General features: G+C 65.8%; 1 protein-coding gene. It reads right to left on the bottom strand.

Annotated elements, in window-relative coordinates:
* Positions 1–1662, bottom strand: a 1662-nt coding sequence (locus tag AC56LK_RS25170) for a proline dehydrogenase family protein (protein WP_497187173.1), incomplete at both ends; no start/stop codon positions are given.

Below are 1662 nucleotides of genomic sequence, written 5' to 3' on the forward strand. Positions count from 1 at the left end.
GACCTGGCCCACGATGTCGCTCGACATGGCGGGATTGACGATATTCGCTTTCTCGCTCGCTTCCACCGGACCGGCGATCAGCGGCGCGGCGCTGTGCCGGCGCTGCTTGGCCAGGCCTTCCGCGGTTGCGGTCAGCATGTTCTCGTTGACCAGGTCCAGGCCGGCCGAATTCTTGCGCTCGTCACCGAACAGCTGCAGCGGCAGCGCGATCGCCGGGTGTGGCTTGCCGCCGGCCGCGCGTGCCTGCTCGAAGGGATCGGCCAGCAGGCTGTCGATGGCCACGTTCTCGTCCACGATCTGGTTCACGAAGGACGAGTTGGCGCCGTTTTCCAGCAGGCGGCGCACCAGATAGGCCAGCAGGGTCTCGTGCGAACCGACCGGGGCGTAGATGCGGCAGGCCTTGTCCAGCTTGCGCGGGCCGACGACCTGGTCGTACAGGGTCTCGCCCATGCCGTGCAGGCACTGGAATTCGTAGTTGCTGATGCCCTCGGCCTTGGCCCAGGTGTAGATCACCGACAGCGAGTGCGCGTTGTGGGTCGCGAACTGCGGATAGATGATGTCGCTGGCCGCCAGCAGCTTGCGTGCGCAGGTGAGATAGGACAGGTCGGTGTACACCTTGCGCGTGTAGACCGGATAGCCCGGCATGCCGTCGACCTGGGCGCGCTTGATCTCGGCGTCCCAGTAGGCGCCCTTCACCAGGCGCACCATGAACTTGCGGCCGCTCCTCTTGGCCAGGTCGACCACGAAGTCGATCACGAAGGGGCAGCGCTTCTGGTAGGCCTGCACCACCAGGCCGATGCCGTCGAATCCGGCCAGTTCAGGATCGAATGCCAGTGCCTCCAGCATGTCGAGCGAGATCTCGAGGCGGTCGGCTTCTTCGGCGTCGATGTTGATGCCGATGTTGTACTGCTTGGCCAGCAGGACCAGGCTGCGCACGCGCGGCAGCAGCTCGTTCATCACGCGCCAGTACTGGGCGCGGCTGTAGCGCGGATGCAGGGCCGACAGCTTGATCGAGATGCCCGGGCCGTCCTTGATGCCGCGGCCGTTCGAGGCCTTGCCGATCGCATGGATCGCGGTTTCGTACGAGGCGTAGTAGTTTTTGGCGTCCGCTTCGGTGAGCGCGGCTTCGCCCAGCATGTCGTAGGAGTAGCGGTAGCCGCGGGTTTCGTTCTCGCGGCTGTTCTTCAGCGCTTCCTCGATGGTCTGGCCGGTGACGAACTGGTTGCCCAGCATGCGCATCGCCATGTCGACGCCCTTGCGGATCAGGGGTTCGCCGCCCTTGGCGATCAGGCGGGTGAGCGCCGATCCCAGGTTCTTTTCGCTGTTGGTCGAGACCAGCTTGCCGGTGATGAGCAGGCCCCAGGTCGCCGCGTTGACGAACAGCGAAGGCGATTCGCCCAGGTGCTTCTTCCAGTCGCCCTTGCTGATCTTGTCGGCGATGAGGCGGTCGGCGGTCTCGCTGTCCGGAATGCGCAGCAGGGCTTCGGCCAGGCACATCAGCGCCACGCCTTCTTCCGACGACAGCGAGAACTCGTGCATCAGCGCGTCGACGCCCGAGGAGCGGGTGCGCTTCTCGCGCACGCTCGAGACCAGGCGGTGGGCCAGCATGTAGGCGTCGCCGTTGGCGCTGGCACCCTGGCCCAGCAGCCACTGCACGGCCTC

The sequence above is a fragment of the Telluria sp. ZB4P36 genome (genome assembly GCF_059685865.1).